At 73.1% G+C, this 16,896-nt stretch carries 15 protein-coding genes; 4 read left to right on the top strand and 11 right to left on the bottom strand.

Translation table 11 applies throughout. The features are described from left to right. Window positions 1-53: 53 nt before the first annotated feature. From ABT245_RS09930 to pdhA, 6 genes are all read right to left on the bottom strand, one after another. Window positions 54-1,151 (bottom strand): potassium channel family protein, encoded by a 1,098-nt coding sequence (locus tag ABT245_RS09930; RefSeq protein ID WP_351731260.1) that lies wholly within the window; start codon window positions 1,149-1,151, stop codon window positions 54-56. Then, window positions 1,148-2,512, bottom strand: a complete 1,365-nt coding sequence (locus ABT245_RS09925; RefSeq protein WP_502982098.1) for a molybdopterin molybdotransferase MoeA — start codon at window positions 2,510-2,512, stop codon at window positions 1,148-1,150. The genes ABT245_RS09930 and ABT245_RS09925 overlap by 4 nt, the downstream gene beginning before the upstream one ends. Continuing rightward, window positions 2,509-3,429: an NTP transferase domain-containing protein gene (locus ABT245_RS46030; protein WP_502982097.1), complete on the bottom strand. Its 921-nt coding sequence runs from the start codon at window positions 3,427-3,429 to the stop codon at window positions 2,509-2,511. The genes ABT245_RS09925 and ABT245_RS46030 overlap by 4 nt, the downstream gene beginning before the upstream one ends. 94 nt (window positions 3,430-3,523) lie before the next feature. Beyond that, window positions 3,524-5,278 carry a dihydrolipoamide acetyltransferase family protein gene (locus ABT245_RS09915; protein WP_351731100.1) on the bottom strand — a complete coding sequence of 585 codons (1,755 nt, stop codon included), beginning with the start codon at window positions 5,276-5,278 and terminating at the stop codon, window positions 3,524-3,526. After that, window positions 5,278-6,282: an alpha-ketoacid dehydrogenase subunit beta gene (locus ABT245_RS09910; protein WP_351731097.1), complete on the bottom strand. Its 1,005-nt coding sequence runs from the start codon at window positions 6,280-6,282 to the stop codon at window positions 5,278-5,280. Before ABT245_RS09910 ends, ABT245_RS09915 begins: the two co-directional genes overlap by 1 nt. Continuing rightward, window positions 6,279-7,415 (bottom strand): pyruvate dehydrogenase (acetyl-transferring) E1 component subunit alpha, encoded by a 1,137-nt coding sequence (gene pdhA, locus ABT245_RS09905; RefSeq protein WP_351731094.1) that lies wholly within the window; start codon window positions 7,413-7,415, stop codon window positions 6,279-6,281. The genes ABT245_RS09910 and pdhA overlap by 4 nt, the downstream gene beginning before the upstream one ends. 174 nt (window positions 7,416-7,589) lie before the next feature. On the opposite strand from pdhA, the gene ABT245_RS09900 reads away from it, so the two are divergent. After that, a complete protein-coding gene (locus ABT245_RS09900) occupies window positions 7,590-8,090 on the top strand; it encodes an Lrp/AsnC family transcriptional regulator (RefSeq protein WP_502982096.1) in 501 nt (166 codons plus the stop codon). Between the two features lie 2 nt (window positions 8,091-8,092). Here ABT245_RS09900 and ABT245_RS09895 read toward each other — a convergent pair whose 3' ends face one another. Then, on the bottom strand, window positions 8,093-8,680 hold the full coding sequence (locus tag ABT245_RS09895) for a TetR/AcrR family transcriptional regulator (RefSeq protein WP_351731090.1): 588 nt from the start codon (window positions 8,678-8,680) through the stop codon (window positions 8,093-8,095). Then, window positions 8,677-10,194 carry a 3-hydroxyacyl-CoA dehydrogenase gene (locus tag ABT245_RS09890; RefSeq protein ID WP_351731087.1) on the bottom strand — a complete coding sequence of 506 codons (1,518 nt, stop codon included), beginning with the start codon at window positions 10,192-10,194 and terminating at the stop codon, window positions 8,677-8,679. The genes ABT245_RS09895 and ABT245_RS09890 overlap by 4 nt, the downstream gene beginning before the upstream one ends. Window positions 10,195-10,354: 160 nt before the next feature. On the opposite strand from ABT245_RS09890, the gene paaN reads away from it, so the two are divergent. Beyond that, a complete protein-coding gene (gene paaN / locus ABT245_RS09885) occupies window positions 10,355-12,055 on the top strand; it encodes a phenylacetic acid degradation protein PaaN (protein WP_351731084.1) in 1,701 nt (566 codons plus the stop codon). Here the strand turns inward: paaN and ABT245_RS09880 are convergent. The 3 genes from ABT245_RS09880 to ABT245_RS09870 form a co-directional block, all read right to left on the bottom strand. After that, a complete protein-coding gene (locus tag ABT245_RS09880; protein WP_351731081.1) occupies window positions 12,052-12,798 on the bottom strand; it encodes a TrmH family RNA methyltransferase in 747 nt (248 codons plus the stop codon). The two genes, paaN and ABT245_RS09880, sit on opposite strands and share 4 nt — an antisense overlap. 150 nt (window positions 12,799-12,948) lie before the next feature. Next, complete coding sequence (locus ABT245_RS09875) at window positions 12,949-14,157, bottom strand: HTTM domain-containing protein (RefSeq protein ID WP_351731078.1); 1,209 nt, start codon at window positions 14,155-14,157, stop codon at window positions 12,949-12,951. Next, window positions 14,154-15,209 carry a DUF5819 family protein gene (locus ABT245_RS09870; RefSeq protein WP_502982095.1) on the bottom strand — a complete coding sequence of 352 codons (1,056 nt, stop codon included), beginning with the start codon at window positions 15,207-15,209 and terminating at the stop codon, window positions 14,154-14,156. Before ABT245_RS09870 ends, ABT245_RS09875 begins: the two co-directional genes overlap by 4 nt. 341 nt (window positions 15,210-15,550) lie before the next feature. On the opposite strand from ABT245_RS09870, the gene paaA reads away from it, so the two are divergent. Both paaA and paaB read left to right on the top strand, forming a co-directional pair. Beyond that, the gene (gene paaA, locus ABT245_RS09865) at window positions 15,551-16,600 is read left to right on the top strand and encodes a 1,2-phenylacetyl-CoA epoxidase subunit PaaA (protein ID WP_351731073.1); all 1,050 of its coding nucleotides are present in this window, start codon (window positions 15,551-15,553) and stop codon (window positions 16,598-16,600) included. Beyond that, window positions 16,597-16,884 (top strand): 1,2-phenylacetyl-CoA epoxidase subunit PaaB, encoded by a 288-nt coding sequence (gene paaB, locus ABT245_RS09860; RefSeq protein WP_351731070.1) that lies wholly within the window; start codon window positions 16,597-16,599, stop codon window positions 16,882-16,884. Before paaA ends, paaB begins: the two co-directional genes overlap by 4 nt. Window positions 16,885-16,896 lie beyond the last annotated feature (12 nt).

Raw genomic sequence — 16,896 nt, 5'->3', positions numbered from 1 at the left:
ATCACGATGCGGCTGTACAACCGGCGCTAGGCACCGCTCGGCCGGCCCCCGGCTCAGGCGCGGGGCATCGGGCGGATGTCGGGGGCGATCTGCGCCGCCGGCGTCGCCCGCACGATCGTGATCAGACGGTCGGTCAACTGAAGCGTGCCGACGGACGCATCGTCGTAGCCGAGCACCCGGTGCCCGCGTACGACGCTCACCACCAGGTCGTCCGTCTGCCGCGGGGTCTTGCCGACCTCGGCCTTGACTACCGGGCGCTCGATGAGGTCGAGCCCGCTGCCCTGTTGGATCAGATCCTCCATGACCATGCCCGCGGCCGGGCTGAGCACGGACAGACCGAGCAGCCGGCCGGCCGCGCTGGCGCTGGTGATGACGGCGTCCGCACCGGACTGCTTGATCAGCGGCGCGTTCTCCTCCTCGCGCACCGCGGCCACGATCTTCGCGCCGCGGTTGAGCTGCCGGGCCGTCAGCGTGACGAGCACGGATGTGTCGTCACGCTGCGGGGCGATGATGATCTGCCGGGCCTTGTGCACCTCGGCCCGCTTGAGCACATCGCTGCGCGTGGCGTCGCCGACGATCCCCGCGTACCCCTCGGCGGTCGCCGCGTCGACCACCTTGGAACTCGGGTCGACCACGACGACCTGCTCCTTCTTCAGGCCGGTCGCGACGACGGTCTGAATCGCCGACCGCCCCTTCGTGCCGAAGCCGATGACGACGGTGTGGTCACGCAAGGTGGCCCTCCAGCGGTTCAGACGCCATTCCTCCCGGGTGCGTTCGGTCAGGACCTCCAGCGTGGTGCCCACCAGGATGATCAGGAACAGGACGCGCAGCGGTGTGATGACGAAGATATTGGTCAGCCGAGCGCCGTCACTGACCGGGGTGATGTCACCGTAACCGGTGGTGGAGAGGGTGACCGTGGCGTAGTAGAAGGCGTCGAGGAGGTCGACGGAACCGTCCGAGTTGTCGGTGTAGCCGTCACGGTCGGCATAGACGATCAGCGCGGTCACGACCAGCACCACCAGGGCCATGACCAGCCGCTTGACGACCTGGCGGATCGGGCGCTCGACCACCTTCCTCGGGAGTTTCACCCGATGGGTGACCAGATGCTCGTCCGCCTGGCGGGCTATCGCGTCGTGGCCGGGAAGTTTCACGTGAAACACGCCCCGATCCCGGCGGACGCCCATGGCAGGTCGAGCAGTTCCGTGTCCTGGCCCTGCCGCGCCCCGCCCGGCGGCACGATCGCGAGCGCGTCGGCGGCGGCGATACCGCGCAGCATCGCCGGACCGTTGTAGTGCAGCGGCATGGCACGGTCACCGCGCACCGTGACGGGGACCAGCCGGGTGTCGTGCGGATGCCCCTGCACCGCCTCCCACAGGGGCATCGCATAGGGCTCGGGGGCGGGGTGGACGGCCAGGGTGCGCAGCAGGGGCTCGGCAAGCGTGAGCAGGCCGGAGACGGCCGCGAGCGGGTTTCCGGGAAGACCGACGACGTGCTGGTTCTCCTTGGTGCGGGCCAGCAGCATGGGATGGCCGGGGCGCACCTTGACCCCATCGACGAGGAGTTCGGCGCCGATCCGCTCCAGGGTGGGGTGGAGATGGTCGACCGGGCCGGCCGCGGTGCCGCCGGTGGTGACGATGAGATCCGCGTCGGACAGGGTGAGGGCCTTGCGCAGGGCGTCGGCGTCGTCCCCGAGCCGCCGCAGTGCGATGACCTCGGCGCCGAGCGCACGCAGCCAGGGCGGCAGCATCGGGCCGAGCGCGTCGCGGATCAGGCCCTCGTGCGGCGGTCCCTTGGTCAGCAACTCATCACCGAGGACGAACACTTCGACGCGGGGGCGGGGGACGACGGTGACCGCGTCGTATCCGGCTGCGGCCGCCAGGCCCAGGACCGCGGGGGTGACCAGGGTGCCGACGGGCAGCAACTGGTCGCCGGTGCGGCACTCCTGGCCGCGCGGCCGGATGTCCTGGCCGTGGCCGACCTCGTGTGTGGCGTACAGCCGCCCCTGGGGATCCGTGCGGCCGTGCTCGGAGCGCAGGACCGCGGTGGTGTCGGCCGGGATGCGGGCGCCGGTCGCGATGCGCACGGCCTCGCCGTCCGTCAACGGCTCGGGCTGTGCCTGGCCGGCCAGAACGCCCTCGTCCCGGACCGACCAGGGGCCAGGCCCGGCGACCGCCCAGCCGTCCATCGCGGAGGTGTCGAAGGAGGGCAGGTCGGTGAGCGCGTCGAGAGGGACGGCGAGGACCAGGCCGAGGGCGTCGCCGAGTGGCGCGGAGACCGGGGCGCTGCGGGCGCCGGACCGGGCGGCGCGGGCGGCGATCTCCCGGGCGCGGGGCCAGGGGGTGCCCCGGTGCCCGCCCGTCGGCGCGGGCGCCCGGCCCGCGGGGGTGGAGCCGCGGTCGCCGCCGGGCTCTCCGTGCTGCCTGTGCTCCCTCACGAGGGCGAGCGCCTCCTCGACGTCGAGGTCGTCGGTGTCCTCGGCGGGCCCGTCGGCCCGGATGCCAGGGGCGGTCATCCGGCGTCGGGGCCCGGATCGGGCCGGTCGGCGGGGCCCGTGTCCCCGGTCCGTGCGGCGTCGTTCTCTTCCTCCCAGCGCAGCGCCAGCGCGGCGGCCCTGCGGGCGGCGTCGGCGACCGCCTCGGGTCCGCCCTTGCCCTGTGCGGCGGCATAGCCGACGAGGAAAGTGGTCAGCGGCGCGGCGGGGCGGGCCACCCCGTGGGCGGCGTCGCGGGCGAGGTCGAGCAGGACGCCGGTGTCGACGTCCAGGTCGATGCCCAGCTCGTCCTTGACTGCGGAGATCCATTCATCCAACACGTGCCCATGCTCCCTGATCCGTGCCCTGGCCGTGGCGATGTCGTCCCAGGTGTCGCAGTCGAAGGACGCGAGCGGGTCCGGGACGCGGGTGAGGTCGAGCGCGCCGGTGAGCCGGCGCAGCGGCAGCCCGGCGAGACCACCCTGGGCATCGCCGAGCGCCGTCAGTTCGCGGCGCAGCGCGGCCGTGCGGTACGCGGCCACGAGCGGCTGGTCACGGCCGTCCGCGTCGGTGAGCAGCGCGCCCTCGACGCCGGTGCTGCGCAGGGCCGTCAACAGCCCGCTCACCGTGGTGACTTCGATAAACGGCAGGTCGGCGGAGAGGACGACCGCGTACTCCGCGTCGGTGTGCCGCAGCCCGGCGTCGAGCGCGGCGACCGGTCCGGCGCCGGCGGGCTCCTCGCGCGCCCAGCGCACCGGGCGCCCGGTGGGTCGGGGGTCGGCCACGACGACGGTCGTACGGGCCGTGGCGCAGGCGGCGAGCACCCGGTCGAGCAGGGGGCGCCCGCCGACCCGCAGGCCGGGCTTGTCGATCCCGCCGAGCCGCCGGGCGGCACCGCCAGCGAGGACGACGGCGTCGTACGGCTCGGTCGTCCCGGCGGTGGGGGCGTTCTCGGTCACCCCCCGAGTATGCGTGCCGACTGATCCGAGGGAACCGATGGGGTCGGTCGTGGCCTCCGGGGGCGCCCGGGGCCCCCGGTGGCCGCCCGCCCGGTCACAGCGTCCGCAGCAGCAGCACCGGCTGCTCGACGCAGTCCGCCACCTGGCGCAGGAAGCCGCCCGCGGTGCCGCCGTCGCAGACCCGGTGGTCGAAGGTGAGCGAGAGCTGGACGACCTGCCGCACCGCCAGCTCGCCCTGGTGCACCCAGGGCTTGGCGGCGATACGGCCGACGCCGAGCATGGCCGCCTCGGGGTGGTTGATGATCGGGGTGGAGCCGTCGACGCCGAACACTCCGTAGTTGTTCAACGTGAAGGTGCCGCCGGTGAGTTCCCCGGGGGTCAGCGTGCCGGACCGGGCGGCCTCGGTCAGCCGGGCGAACTCCGCGGTCAGCCCCTCGGCGTCCCGCTCCTGTGCGTCGCGTACGACGGGTACGACCAGTCCGCGCTCGGTCTGTGCGGCGAACCCGAGGTGGACGCGGTCGAGCCGGACGATCTCCCGGGCCTCGGTGTCGACGGTGGAGTTCAGCTCGGGGAACCGGGCCAGGGCGGCGGTGCAGATCCGGGCGAGGAGCGCGAGCAGGGAGACCTTCGGGCCGCCCGCCGCGTTGACCGCCGCCCGCGCGGTCAGGAGTTCGGTGGCGTCGGCGTCCACCCAGCAGGTGGCGTCCGGGATCTCCCGGCGGCTGCGGGAGAGCTTGTCGGCGACGGCGCCGCGGACGCCCTTGAGGGGGATGCGGACGGCCGTGGCGGCCGGTGCGGGAGCCGGTCGGCCCGCCGAGGGGAGCGTGGCGGCCGGTACGGCGGCCGACGTGCCCGGTGCCCCGGCGGTTCCGGCGGCAGGTCCGGCGGGCATGGGGGTTCCGGCCGCGGGTCCGGCGGTTCCGGCGGCGGGCGCGGCGGTTCCGGCGGACACGGAGGGTCCGGCGGACACGGAGGGTCCGGCGGACACGGAGGGTCCGGCGGTGGGCATGGCCGCGGTGCGTCCGTCGGCCGTCGTGGCGGCCCGGAGCGCCCGCTCGACGTCCGCGCGCAGGATCAGCCCGTCGGGTCCTGAGCCGGTCAGCCGCCGCAGATCCACGCCGCCCTCCCGGGCGAGTCTGCGAACCAGGGGGGAGATCACGGGTACGGGGCCCTCGGCGGCCCGCGCGGTTCCGCCAAGGCGAGCCGCGGCCGGGCCGCCGCCCCCGGGAACGGCGCCGGGCGCCACCGGACCGACTCCCGTGGCCGGACTCTGATCCCGGGCCGGGCCCTGAGGCCGGGCTGGGGCCGGCGTCGGACCCTGCGCCGGGGCCGCGGCCGGGGCCGGACTGTCCGCCTGAGCCGGACCCGGCGCCGGATCCTGTGCCGAGCCCGGATCCTGTGCCTGGGGCAGACCTTGTGCCGGGGTGCCGTTCGCCGCGGAGAGGTCCGGCGGGGCGCCCGCCGGTCCGCGCGCCGCCTCATTCCGCGCCGCCGCGGACCCGCCGGGCGCCGGCCGTACCCGGCGCCGGCGCGCCGGGGGCGCCCCCGTGCCGTAGCCGACCAGCACGTTGCCCGATCCCTCGGGCTCGACGTCCGAGGAGCCCGGGCCCACCGCGACCGTCAGCAGCGGCGCCCCCACGGGCAGTTCGGCGCCCTCCTCGCCGAAGCGGGCCGTGACCACACCGCCGTACGGGCACGGCACCTCGACCATCGCCTTGGCCGTCTCGACCTCGACGACCGGCTGGTCGACGGCGACCACATCGCCGACTTCGACCAGCCAGCGGACGATCTCCGCCTCGGTCAGCCCCTCCCCGAGGTCGGGGAGCTTGAACTCCAGCACCTGAGCCATCAGCCCTCGGCCTCCCACTGCAACCGCGCCACCGCGTCCAGGATCCGGTCGACACCGGGCAGATGGTGCCGCTCCAGCATCGGCGGCGGATAGGGGATGTCGAACCCGGCCACGCGCAGCACCGGCGCCTCCAGATGGTGGAAGCACCGCTCCGTGACGCGGGCCGCGATCTCCCCGCCCGGTCCGCCGTACCCGCCCGACTCGTGCACCACGACCGCACGCCCGGTCCGCCGGACCGACGCACAGACCGTCTCGTCGTCGAACGGCGCCAGGGAGCGCAGGTCCACGACTTCGAGGTCCCAGCCCTCCGCCCGTGCCGCCTCGGCGGCCTCCAGACAGACCGGCACGGACGGCCCGTACGTGATGAGTGTGGCGCTACGGCCCGGGCGCCGCACCACCGCGCGGCCGATCGGTTCGACGGCCGTCGGGTGTTCGGGGTTCCAGGTGTCCTTGGCCCAGTACAGCCGTTTGGGTTCGAGGAAGACGACCGGATCGTCGCAGGCGATGGCGGCGCGCAGCAGACCGTAGGCGTCGGCGACGGTCGCGGGCGTGACGACATGGAGCCCCGGAGTCGCCATGTAGTACGCCTCGGAGGAGTCGCTGTGGTGCTCGACACCGCCGATGCCGCCGCCGTAGGGGATGCGGACGGTGATCGGCAGGGGCATCGCCCCGCGGGTGCGGTTGCGCATCCGGGCCACATGGCTGACCAGTTGCTCGAACGCCGGGTAGGCGAACGCGTCGAACTGCATCTCCACGACCGGGCGCAGCCCGTACATCGCCATGCCGACGGCCGTGCCGAGGATGCCGGCCTCGGCCAGCGGGGTGTCGGTGCAGCGGTCCTCGCCGAACTCCCGGGCGAGCCCGTCGGTGACCCGGAAGACGCCGCCGAGCGCGCCGACGTCCTCGCCCATGACGTGCACCGACGGGTCGGTGGCCAGCGCGTCGCGCAACGCGCGCGTGAGTGCCTGCGCCATGGTGGCGGGCTTGACGGCGACGGTGGTCATCGCTCGCCGCCTTCTGGCCCGGCCTCAAGCTCTGCCCGCAGCATGGCCTGCTGTTCGCGCAGTTGCGGGGTGGGTTCGGCGTAGACGTGGGCAAACAGGTCCATGGGGTCCGGTGCGGCGTCCCGGTTCATGCGCTCGCGCAGCTGCGCGGCCAACGCCTCGGCGTCCTCGCGGGCGGCCGTGACCGCGTCCTCGCCGAGCAGTCCGCGGCCGGCCAGCTCCCGTTCCAGCAGCAGCACGGGGTCGTGGTCGCGCCAGGCCGCGAGATCGGCGTCGGTGCGGTAGCGGGTCGCGTCGTCGGCGTTGGTGTGGGCGTCCATGCGGTAGGTGACCGCCTCGACGAGCGTCGGGCCGCCGCCCTCGCGCGCGTGCCGTACGGCGTCGGCCAGGACCTCGTGCATGGCGGCGGCGTCGTTGCCGTCGACCAGTCGGCCCGGCATGCCGTAGCCGACGGCCTTGTGGGCCAGGGAGGGTGCGGCGGTCTGCTTGGCGAGCGGTACGGAGATGGCGAAGCCGTTGTTCTGGACCAGGAAGACGACCGGTGCCTGCCAGACGGCGGCGAAGTTCAGGGCCTCGTGGAAGTCGCCCTCGCTGGTGCCGCCGTCGCCGACCATGGCGAGCGCGACCACGTCGTCGCCCTTGAGGCGGGCGGCGTGGGCGAGGCCGACGGCGTGTGGCAGCTGGGTGGCGAGCGGGGTGCTCAGCGGGGCCACGCGATGCTGGTACGGGTCGTAGCCGGTGTGCCAGTCGCCGCGCAGCAGGGTGAGTGCTTCGACGGGGTCGACACCGCGGGCGACGACGGCGAGGGTGTCGCGATAGCTGGGAAAGAGCCAGTCACGGTCCTGAAGGACCAGCGCAGCGGCGACCTCGCAGGCCTCCTGGCCGGTGCTGGAGGGGTAGACCGCGAGCCGGCCCTGCTTGGTGAGGGCGGTGGCCTGGGTGTTGTAGCGACGGCCGCGCACCAGCTGGGCGTAGAGCCGCAGGAGCAGTTCGGGGTCGGCCTTCGTGGCCGCGTCGGTGCCGAGGACGCGGTAGGGCTCGGCGTCGGGCAGCAGCGGCGCGGGGTCCGTACGGGGCTGCCAGGCGGGCGGCGGCGATGGCCGGTACGCGCCCCGCTGCTCCATGACCGTCATGACGGCACCTCCTGGTGGAAGCGGCTATGGAGGCGTGTCGGCTGTGACCCGCCTCACCTACCGATTGTTCGGTCGTCGGCACATTTTGGCTACAGGCCCCTCCAGGCTGTGGACAAACGGTTCTCCACAGCTTCAAATGAACGCACTACGTCCATGCTGGGGAGGCAGAAGGACATGGCACCTGAACAAATGGCCGAGGGCCCGGAGGCCGGTGCCGTACTGCCGTCTCCGCGCCCGCTGGACGCCATTGATCAGGGAATCCTCCAGATCCTCCAGTCGGACGGCCGCGCGTCCATACGGTCCGTCGCCGAGCGCGTCCATGTCTCCCGCGCCAACGCCTACGCCCGTATCAACCGTCTTGTCGAGGACGGCGTCATCCGTGGCTTCGGGGCCCGCGTCGACCACGAACGCGCGGGTCAGGGCACCTCGGCGTACATCACCCTGAAGATCGTGCAGAACTCGTGGCGCACCGTGCGCGAGCAGCTGCGGGAGCTGCCAGGCGCCTCCCACATCGCGCTGGTGGGCGGCGACTTCGACGTGCTGCTCCTGGTGCACACGCCGGACAACAGGGCCCTGCGCGAGCTGGTGCTCACCCGGCTCCAGGCGATCCCGGAGGTGCTCAGCACGCGCACGCTGCTGGTGTTCGAGGAGGAGGACCTGGAGCCGAACGGCTGACGTCAGCCCCGGCGCAGCCCGGAGAACACCAGGCGCACCACCGCGTCGGCCACGTCACGCTCCGTGGTGCCGCGCCCGTCGGGCCGGTACCACTCCGCGATCGAGTTGATCATCCCGAAGACCAGCCGCGTCGCGAGCCGCACCTCCACGTCCTCGCGCACGTCGCCCTCGGCGGCGGCGTTCTTCAGCAGTTCGGCCACCCGGTGGTCGAAGTCGCGGCGCCGGTCCAGGGCCCAGCGCTCGGTGGCGGTGTTGCCGCGCACCCGCAGCAGCAGCGTCACATAGGGCAGCTCGGCTATGAGGACCTCGACCATGCGCCGCACGACGTACTCCAGGCGGTCCGCGGCCCGCCCCACGCGCGCGTGCTCCTCGTCCAGGATGCCGAAGAGCCCGTCCAGCGCCCGGCTGACCGCGCGGCGCAGCAGCTCCTCCTTGCCGGCGACATGGTGGTAGATGGACGACTTGGAGATACCGGCCGCCTTGGACAGGTGCTCCATCGACGTGCCGTCGTAGCCGCGCTCGTTGAACACCTGGACGGCCACCGAGAGCAGCGTCTCGGGGGTGTATGTGTCGCGCCTGGTGGTGGTCATGAGGTGCCGCCCTCCCGCTTGCCGGTGGCGTACGCGTGGCGGTAGAGCGCGAGGGACGGCGCGTAGCGGCCGGAGGGGTCGCGCAGGTGCAGGTCGTCCAGCAGGTCGTAGGCCCAGCTGCGGCCGAGCCTGCGGCTCCATTCGAAGGGACCGAGGGGGTAGTTGACGCCCAGGCGCATCGCGGTGTCGATGTCCTCCTCGGTGGCTACGCCCTTGGCCACGGCGTCGTGCGCCAGGTCGATGATCCGCGCCACCGCGCGGGCGACGATCATGCCTGGCACGTCACCGATGACGCTGACGTCCTTGCCGAGCGCCTGGAAGAGGCCGATGGCCTCGGCGAGGGTCTGCGGGGAGGTGTCCTGGGATGCGGACAGCGCGACGCGGGTGGCCCTTCGGTAGTCGAGCGCGAGGTCGAAGTAGACGACGTCGCGGAACTCCACCGAGGTCTGGCCGTCGGCGAGGGCCAGCTGACCGCCGCCGGGCAGCACCAGGCGACTGCCGTGGTCCTCTTCCTCCTGGCGGACCTGGATGCCCGCCTCGCGGATCAGGGTGACCAGGTCGGCCGCAGGGCCCAGGTCGCCCTCGGCGACGACGTACGCGGGCGCCTGCCGCGGCTCGGCGGTGTGCGGCTCGGGGCGCTCGGCGTCCTCGGCGTAGTCGTACCAGCCGTGCCCCGCCTTGCGGCCGAGCCGGCCGGACTCGACGAGCCGGCGCTGGGCCAACGAGGGCGCGAAGCGCACATCCTGGAAGAACGACCGCCACACGGAGTGCGTGACCGACTCGTTGACGTCCTGGCCGATGAGGTCGGTCAGTTCGAAGGCGCCCATCCGGAAGCCGCCGCACTCGCGCAGGACGGCGTCGATGGTGGCGGGGTCGGCGGCCTGTGCCTCATGGACCGCGAAGGCCTCGGCGTAGAAGGGCCTGGCTATCCGGTTCACGATGAAACCCGGGGTGTCCGCGCAGGCCACCGGCGTCTTGCCCCAGGCGCGGGCGGTCTCGTACGCGCGCGTGGCCGAGGTGACGTCGGTGGCGAACCCGGAGACGACCTCGACCAGCGGCAGCAGCGGCGCCGGGTTGAAGAAGTGAAGGCCCACGCAACGCCCCGGGTTGCGCAGGGCGCCGGCGACGGCCGTCACCGACAGGGACGAGGTGTTGGTGGCGAGCAGACAGTCGTCGGCGACGACGCCCTCCAGCTCGCGGAACAGGTCCTGCTTGACGTCCAACTGCTCCAGCACGGCCTCCACGACCAGCGCGCAGTCGGCGAGTGGGGCGATGTCATCGGCGGGCAGGAGGCGGGCGCGGGCCGCGTCCCGGTCGGCCCCGGTCAGCCGGTCCTTGGCCACGAGCCGGTCGAGACGGGCGCCGATCGCCGCGGCCGCTTCCCCGGCGCGCCCGGGGGCCGCGTCGTACAACCTGACGGGGTGGCCCGCGACCAGCGCGACCTGGGCGATGCCCTGGCCCATGGTGCCGGTGCCGACGACGGCCACGGGACTGCTGAGGTCGAGTGCTGTCATGGGCGTGATCCTCCCGCACGACGTTGTCCACAGATGCGGCGGACCCTCTTGTACCGACCGATCGTTCGGTTACTCTAACTCTGACCGAGCGCCCCCGCCCACGTTTCCGCACAGGTCAATAGCTCGACGACGAGTTCTTGAGACGAGGAGTTGGTCCCGCATGGCCGCCCAACCGACCGAGCACGCACTGATCGCCAAGCACCGGCCCACCCTCGACCAGGCGCTGGAGGCGATCCGCACGCGCGCGTACTGGTCCCCCCACCCCGAGCACCCCAAGGCGTACGGGCAGGACGGCAGCCTCGACGCCGCCGCGGGCAAGGCCGCCTTCGACGCCGTCCGCGGCACCCGCCTGGACCTCGGCCAGCCCGGCACCGACGACTGGGTCGGCGGGGAAGTCTCGCCGTACGGCATCGAGTTGGGCGTGACCTACCCGCACGCCGACCTCGACACGCTGCTGCCCGCGATGAAGGCCGGTCAGCGCGCCTGGCGGGACGCGGGCCCCGAGACGCGGGCCGCGGTCTGTCTGGAGATCATCCAGCGCATCAGCGACCGGACGCACGAGTTCGCGCACGCGGTGATGCACACCAGCGGCCAGGCGTTCATGATGGCGTTCCAGGCGGGCGGCCCGCACGCCCAGGACCGCGGCCTGGAGGCGGTGGCGTACGCGTACGCGGAACAGATCCGCACACCCGGCACGGCACAGTGGAGCAAGCCCCAGGGCAAGCGCGACCCGCTGGAGCTGACCAAGCGGTTCACCGCGGTCCCGCGCGGAATCGCGCTGGTCATCGGCTGCAACACCTTCCCCACCTGGAACGGCTACCCGGGCCTGTTCGCCTCCCTCGCCACTGGCAACGCGGTCCTGGTGAAGCCGCACCCGCGCGCGGTGCTGCCGCTCGCGCTCACCGTGCGGGTCGCCCGCGACGTGCTGGCTCAGGCGGGCTTCGACGCGAACCTGGTGGCACTGGCCGCCGAGCGGCCCGGCGAGGGCATCGCGAAGACCCTGGCCACCCGCCCGGAGATCAGGATCATCGACTACACGGGCTCCACCTCCTTCGGCGACTGGCTGGAGGCCAACGCCCGCCAGGCGCAGGTCTACACGGAGAAGGCGGGCGTCAACACGGTCATCGTGGAGTCGACCGACGCCTACAAGCGGATGCTGTCCAACCTGGCCTTCTCGCTGTCCCTGTACAGCGGCCAGATGTGCACCACCCCGCAGAACCTGCTCATCCCCCGGGACGGCATCCGCACCGACGAGGGCCCCAAGACCTTCGACGAGGTGGTCGCCGATCTCGCCCGCGCGATCGACGGCCTGCTCGGGGACGACGCGCGCGCCAACGGCCTGCTCGGCGCCATCGTCAACCCGGACGTCAAGGCCCGCCTGGAGGCCGCCGCCGGCCTCGGCGAGGTCGCCCTGGCCTCACGCGAGATCACCAACCCGGACTTTCCGAACGCGGTCGTCCGCACACCGGTGATCGTCAAACTGGACGGCGCCAAGCCGGACGCCGAGGCCGCCTACATGAGCGAGTGCTTCGGGCCGGTCTCCTTCGCCGTCGCCGTCGACTCGCCGGCCGACGCGGTCGAGCTGCTGCGCCGCACGATCCATGAGAAGGGCGCGATGACCGTCGGCGCGTACACGACCGACCCACGGGTCGAGGAGGCCGTCCAGGAGGTCTGCCTGGAGGAGGCCGCCCAGCTGTCCTTCAACCTCACCGGCGGGGTGTACGTCAACCAGACCGCCGCCTTCTCGGACTTCCACGGCTCGGGCGGCAACCCGGCGGCCAACGCGGCCCTGTGCGACGGGGCGTTCGTCGCGAACCGCTTCCGGATGGTGGAGGTACGCCGGGAGGCCGGAGGCCACTAGGGCGCGCCCCCGGTGGCGCTCCAGTGGTACAGCGTCATCGCCACACTGGTCGCGAGGTTGTAGCTGGAGACCTGGGGGCGCATCGGCAGCGCCAGCAGGTGGTCGGCACGCGCGCGCACCGCGGCGGACAGCCCGCTGCGCTCCGAGCCGAAGGCCAGCACGGCGTCGTCCGGCAGCTTCGTGCCCCGGATGTCCTCGCCCTCGGGGTCGAGGGCGAACAGCGGTCCGGGCGGCAGCTCCTCGACGGCCAGCCGCTCCACCACGGTCGCGAAGTGCAGGCCCGCCCCGCCGCGCACGACCGTGGGATGCCAGGGGTCGAGCGTGCCGGTGGTGACGACCCCGGTGGCCCCGAAACCGGCGGCGAGCCGGATCACGGCCCCGGCGTTGCCCAGGTTGCGCGGGTTGTCGAGCACCACGACGGGAGCCTGCCGGGGCGTGCGGGCGAGCACCCGCAGACCGGCTTCCCGGGACGGCCGTACGGCCAGGGCGGCGACGGCGGTCGGATGCGGCCGCGCCACCAGGGACGCGTACGCCGGCTCCGGCACCTCGGCCAGCAGGACGTCCAGCGCATCCCGTACGTCCGGGGCCAGCTCCTTGGCCAGGGCCAGCGCCGCCACTCGGTCGGTGGTGACGGCCACCGGGACCTCGGCCCCGAAGCGGAGGGCGTGCTTGAGGGCGTGGAAGCCGTCGAGCAGCACGGCTGAGCCGGTGTGCGCACGCCACAGGGTCACGGGGTCGGTCATGCCGGAAGCCTACGCGGCACGGCGCGACGCGTTCCGCGGCGCGGAACGCCGACGGGAGCGCTCCGGCGGGCGGGCCCGCGGAGGGCCGGCCTTGCCCCTGGGACCGCCGAGAGGTGTCCTCCCGCGCGGGCCGCGCGGGGCTTGCGTCCGTCAGGTCCCGGCGGCCGGCTCCGGCTCTGGTTCCCGTTCCGGTCCGGTCGCCCGCGCGGCGGCACCGCGACGGTCCCCAAGCCGTACCGGCCGCACGCGTGCCACCCGGCCGCCGAGCCGGCGCAGGAACGACGTCGGCAGGAAGACGGCGTCCGTCGCGATCATCGCCAGCGAGAAGAACGGCAGCCCCAGAACCACCGCGATCACCGCGTGCTCCGTCATCATCGCGGCCAGGAGGACGTTCTTGACCCGCCGGTTGAACAGCGTGAACGGGAAGGCGACCTGCACCATGACCGTCCCGTACGTCACCAGCATCACCACGGTCCCATTGGCGGACAGCAGGTCGGCGAGCGCGGGCCAGGGCGAGAAGGAGTCGAGGTGGAGCGGGTAGTAGACGGCGGTGCCGTCCTGCCAGCGCGAGCCCTGGACCTTGTACCAGCCGGCCGTGGCGTAGATCAGACACGCCTCCGCCATGATCACGAGCAGGGCGCCGTTGTGCACGACGTTGGCGATCACGTCCAGCAGGATCCGCGGCTCGCCGTCCGCCGCGAACCGCCCGACCAGCCACCACAGTCCCAGCGCCGCCCACACCGTCCACAGCAGGGCGGGCACCGGCCAGTCGCTGCCGAGCCGGCCGGCCAGCGTCACCGCGCCGAGCACCAGGCCGAACCCCGCCCACAGGACCGGTCCCGTACGGTCGTGGACCCGCTCCCCACGCGCGCGTGCCGCCTCGCCGCGCACCGCCCGCCGTGCGTCGAGGGACCACACCCGACCGCAGCGCGTGAACACCAGGTATATGGACATCAGGTGCAGCACGTTGTCGCCGCCGTCGCCCATGAAGACGCTGCGGTTCTGCAGCGAGAGCACGCCGACCATGAACAGCACCGACGACGTGCGCGAGCGCCAGCCCAGCAGCAGCAGGACGCTGGAGACGACGGCGAGCAGATAGCAGAGCTCGAACCAGATCTGCCCGTTCGACCACAGCAGCGCCGTGAACGCCTCGTTGACCGAGGTCAACTGCTGGGCGAGGTTCCAGCTCCAGGGGCCGTCGGGCCCGTACAGCTCCTGGCGGTGCGGGAACTCACGCAGCAGGAACAGCAGCCAGGTCACGGAGAAGCCGATGCGGATGACGGCCGACTGATAGGGGCCGAGCGGGGATTCGGTGACGCGGGCGATACCGCGCGAGACCGCCAGGGCGAATCGGTTCACCGCACGCCTCCCGCGGCTTCGTCGGCCGTGACCGTCCACCACGGCAGCACCCGGTGGACCGGCGTCTCGGAGACCTTCTCACCGCTCCACGCGGGCGGCGGCACATTGGTGGTGCGCGAGCGGACCTGGACGCGCTGGACCGTGCCCGCCCGGCCGGCCGCGTCCTCCCGGTACAGCCGCATCACCGCGATCCGCCGCACGTACTGCTCGGAGAGCGCGCCGCGCAGGCCCACCGGCCGGTTGTCGCCGTCGTGCGTGGCGGCGTAGAAGTCCCAGGCCCGGCGCAGTTCGTTCTGCTCGGTGTGGCTGGGCAGCAGGCTGCCGTCGATGGCCTCGCCGTCCCGCGCGGACAGGTCGTACCAGCCGGTCGTCTCGATGTCGCCGTCGGCGGTGCGGACCTGCGCCCGGACCTGGACAGCGATGTTCTGCTGCAACGGGTTGGGCGCGAACAGCTTCCAGTTCTGCTCGAACTCCGGGTAGATCCACTCCTCGATCGCCTTGCCGTGCTGCTTCGTGACCGTGTTGGCGGGCGCGACGCTCAGGAACACCATGGCGAGGTGCGCGCAGGCGGCGACGGCGACGACCGCCAGCGCCAGGGCGGCGCCGATCTGGTATGGCGCGGACAGCGCGGCGACACCGGCACGGCGCGCGACCGGTGGCGGGGGGCCGTCTCCGGCGATGCGGTGGCCGGCCCGCTGCCCGCCCGGCGGCCCGTCCCACCCCGACCGCGGCCGAACCACCACCGCCCCACCCGCGCCCCCGGACCCGTCCCCGGGTGAGGGTTCGGGTGCGGATACGGGTCTGGGTCCGGGTCCGGACAGGGGCTCGGGTCCGCCCTCCGTCGTCCCAGCAGACTCAGGCCACGGCGGCTCGGCCGCAGAGGGCGCGGGTACGGGCGGTGCCGGCGGTACCGGCGGCGCGGATGCGGGCGGTGCCGTTCCCGGAGCGTGTGCCGTGGGGCCGCCCGGGCCGCGAGGTGCCTCAGGCGGTGGCGCCTCGTCCGACCCGTCCGGCCCCTGCGGGGCGTGCGGGTCTCCGTCGTACGCGTCCATTCCGCCCCGTTCCCGTACCGCTCCGTCGTCCGGCCGCCGTCGCGGGCCGCGCACGGCCCGCGAACCCTACTCGTCGGCGCTCGCACGGAACGGTACTCAGCCCCGCCCACCGAGCGCAGCCCACAAGCACGGCTCGCGGACGTGGCCGTCACCACTCCCGCGCCCGGCGGGCGACCCGAGCGGCCCCGCCCCGCCCGGGCCACCCGGGTTGTCCACAGGCCGTCGCCACGGTTGTCCACAGCGGTTGACACCTCACGGCGGCTCACCCACCATGGAATCGCACAGACCGAACGATCGGTCGGTACCGGATTTCCAGAAGATCTCGAAGTCAGGGGGACCGCATGGCCACAGCAGCCGCGCACCGCACGGCCGGCACGGCGACGTATGACGCCGGGGACACCGCCGGCACAGCCGCGTACGAGCGCGCCTTCGACGCCGCCGTGGCCGCGGACGAGCGCATCGAGCCCCGTGACTGGATGCCCGACGCCTACCGCACGACGCTGGTCCGGCAGATCGCCCAGCACGCCCACTCCGAGATCATCGGCATGCAGCCCGAGGCCAACTGGATCACCCGCGCCCCCTCACTGCGCCGCAAGGCCATCCTGATGGCCAAGGTCCAGGACGAGGCGGGCCACGGCCTGTATCTGTACAGCGCCGTGGAAACGCTCGGCACCGGCCGCGAGGAACTGCTCGACAAGCTGCACAGCGGCCGCCAGAAGTACTCGTCGATCTTCAACTACCCCACACTGACCTGGGCCGACGTGGGCGCCATCGGCTGGCTGGTGGACGGCGCGGCGATCACCAACCAGGTTCCCCTGTGCCGCTGCTCCTACGGTCCCTACGCGCGCGCGATGGTCCGGATCTGCAAGGAGGAGTCCTTCCACCAGCGCCAGGGGTACGAGCTGCTGCTCGCCCTCAGCAACGGCACGCCAGAGCAGCATGCGATGGCCCAGGACGCGGTGGACCGCTGGTGGTGGCCGTCCCTGATGATGTTCGGACCGCCCGACGACACGTCCCAGCACTCGGCGCAGTCGATGGCCTGGAAGATCAAGCGCCACTCGAACGACGAGCTGCGCCAGCGCTTCGTCGACATCTGCGTGCCCCAGGCGGCGTCCCTCGGTCTCACCCTCCCCGACCCGGACCTGCGGTGGAACGAGGAGCGGGGGCACCACGACTTCGGTGCGATCGACTGGACGGAGTTCTGGGAGGTCCTCAAGGGCAACGGCCCGTGCAACGAGCAGCGGATCACCCAGCGCCGCCGGGCACACGACGAGGGCGCCTGGGTACGGGAGGCGGCCGCGGCCCACGCGGCCAAGCACAACGGCGCAACAGCCGAGCACGACGGCGCAACGGCCGATGACAACGGCGGAACACAAGGAGCGCGGGCATGACCGACACCGACTGGCCCCTGTGGGAGGTCTTCGTGCGCTCCCGCCGCGGCCTCTCCCACACCCACGCCGGCAGCCTGCACGCCCCGGACGCGGAGCTGGCCCTGCGCAACGCACGCGACCTGTACACCCGGCGCGGCGAGGGCGTCTCGATCTGGGTCGTCCCGGCGGCCTCGATCACCGCGTCCTCGCCCGACGAGAAGGACCCCTTCTTCGAACCCGCCGCGGACAAGCCCTACCGGCACCCGACCTTCTACGACATCCCGGAAGGGGTGAAGCACCTGTGACCGCCACCGTGC

Origin of the sequence: Streptomyces sp. NPDC001508, assembly GCF_040298665.1 — a bacterium.
In the GTDB taxonomy this organism is placed as follows: Bacteria; Actinomycetota; Actinomycetes; order Streptomycetales; family Streptomycetaceae; genus Streptomyces.
Note: the sequence above shows the minus strand (reverse complement) of the source record. Positions and strands in the feature narration are given on the sequence as shown.